A 1,900-nucleotide genomic window follows, 5' to 3' on the forward strand; every position below is an offset into this window, starting at 1 on the left:
CCGGGGGCGAGGAGCCCCCGGCGCTGGGGGCACTGTCAGCAACCGCAGCGAGATCGCGCGAAACCTCTCCACTGGCGGACCTTGAGCCAGACCCTCCCTCGTGCCTCTTCCCGCCAAGGACCTCACAGAGACCGCCCTAAGCCCCCCCACTAGATCACCGCCCAGTCACCTCACAATGAGGGCGCTCCTCTGAGCCAGCTTCTCAAAGTTCCTTACTCAGCCTCTTCCCACGATGAGGAACAACGTCAGAACTCCTAAACCAATCGCTCCCGTGCTGCGGAACGAAGCACCTCAAACCCGTTCTGCGCCACCAGCCACGCCAAGCATCGATGTTGGTGGCGCAGGAGAAGCGTCTTTAAGTCCTTGATCGTTCTGCGCTGCCCACCGGATGTGGGGAGTGGTGGACGTGAATCAGTACGGGCGGCGCGCGCAACGGCACTGGCAGGAGTTCCGGCCCGGGCGTATCGCGGAGCTCGATGACGCCGAGGCCTTCTTCACCGAGCTGGGCAACGATGTCCAGGACGAGGTGCGGGCCCGCTGGACTGCTGAGCGTGTGTCCGCGCCTCCGGTTGTGGGGGAGTCCTACCTCGAGCGGGCTGGCCGTCTGCAGCAGATGCGCCACGAGGCCGAGGGCGAAGTCCTGCGCGAGTTGGTCCTGCTGCCAGCCGAGGACGATGCCGACCTGTCCGAGGACCCGCACCTCACCGATGCGCAGGTTGCCGAGGAGCAGTGGCGTGAGCAGCACCTTCATGCGCTGCTGGCGGGCAGCAGTCGCCCGGGGGACTTCAGCGCCGCGGAGCGTGAGCGGCTCCGGGCTGGTGCGTCGGCCCGGCTGCTGGAGCTGACGACTGGGCTCTCGGATGAGGCTCTGGGCCGTGAGGGGCTGCTGTGATGGCGGCCGACGAGGGAGGGTTCCGCCCCGAGGATCAGAACGATCTTGCTCCGGCGGTGCCGATGGCTCGTCTGGAGGCGAATCTTGCGGCGCCGAGGGTGCTGCGTCAGATCCAGGGTGAGGAGCGGGAGGCCACCAGCTCCCGGATCAAGACCGGCGAGCACGACGCCGCGATCGGACACGTGCCCTTCCACTCTGTCCGGCTGACGGATCCGCGGCCCAACGATGTGCGGGTCGGGGGAGTGGCCGCGTTCATCGCCACCCTCGGCACGTCGGACAAGACGTCCAAGGCCGCTCGGTCGGAGATGGCCGAGCTCGCCGACTTGATGCGCGTGATCCGGCTGCGCAATGGCGGGTATGTCGCAGCGGCCTGCACCAATGTCGCCGTGGACGCGTGGCCTGGTCTCACGGATGGCTGGGGGAACTCGAGCGACCCCTTTGTCGCGCGATCCGCCGCGGTCCTCGACGGACCGCGACTCGCATTCGTGCCTTTGCTCCGTTTTGACCCATCACTCCTGGTCCTTGCACACCCGATTGTGTGCGCACCCGGTGGAGGGAAGCATGTCTGACGAGGCCATACAGTTCCCTGCTGGGGCGGCCGAGGAGCCTGCCGCGCCGGGAGTAGGCAGCGGTGTCCTGCGAGGAGGCAAGAGTGAACCACTACGGCGCGCAGATGATGGAGTTCTGGGAGAGGGAACGGCTTCCGGAGTATCAGGAGATCAGGAATCCGGAGGAACACTTCACCCAGGTGGGCGAGGAGATAGCCCTGGCGGTCGAGTCGCGGGCACGGGCCCTGGCGGGGACGGCGCCTTCGCAGGAGGGCTACCTGGCTCGGCTGAAGCGGTTGAACACCGCCCGGTTCCAAGCCGAGGGCGAAGTGGTCCGGGAGTACCTGCTGCAGGAGACGACGACAGTTCAGCCCCCGCAGGAGCCCTAGAGCTTCCTCTCGGCGCTGAACCGCGCAGCGAGCGCGAGCGCATCCGCCACAACCTGCAGGCCGTCCGGGTC

3 protein-coding genes are annotated in these 1,900 nt (G+C 67.2%); all 3 read left to right on the forward strand.

What is annotated here, in order from left to right; genetic code table 11:
- Nucleotides 1-406 precede the first annotated feature (406 nt).
- The 3 genes from EEJ42_RS16060 to EEJ42_RS16070 all read left to right on the forward strand — a co-directional run bounded on the left by EEJ42_RS16060 (nucleotide 407) and on the right by EEJ42_RS16070 (nucleotide 1,829).
- Nucleotides 407-892, forward strand: a complete 486-nt coding sequence (locus EEJ42_RS16060; protein ID WP_246096765.1) for a hypothetical protein — start codon at nucleotides 407-409, stop codon at nucleotides 890-892.
- The gene (locus tag EEJ42_RS16065; RefSeq protein WP_148081970.1) at nucleotides 892-1,461 is read left to right on the forward strand and encodes a hypothetical protein; all 570 of its coding nucleotides are present in this window, start codon (nucleotides 892-894) and stop codon (nucleotides 1,459-1,461) included. Before EEJ42_RS16060 ends, EEJ42_RS16065 begins: the two co-directional genes overlap by 1 nt.
- Before the next feature lie 83 nt (nucleotides 1,462-1,544).
- Nucleotides 1,545-1,829, forward strand: coding sequence for a hypothetical protein (locus EEJ42_RS16070; RefSeq protein ID WP_123100616.1), 285 nt, complete (start codon nucleotides 1,545-1,547; stop codon nucleotides 1,827-1,829).
- Nucleotides 1,830-1,900: the final 71 nt, after the last annotated feature.

The organism is Streptomyces botrytidirepellens (assembly GCF_003721215.1).
Taxonomy (GTDB): Bacteria; Actinomycetota; Actinomycetes; order Streptomycetales; family Streptomycetaceae; genus Streptomyces; species Streptomyces himastatinicus.

Bases quoted from the DNA above. Each gene is read 5' to 3' on its own strand.
- EEJ42_RS16065 (WP_148081970.1), top strand. From the start codon at position 892: ATGGCGGCCGACGAGGGAGGGTTCCGCCCCGAGGATCAGAACGATCTT.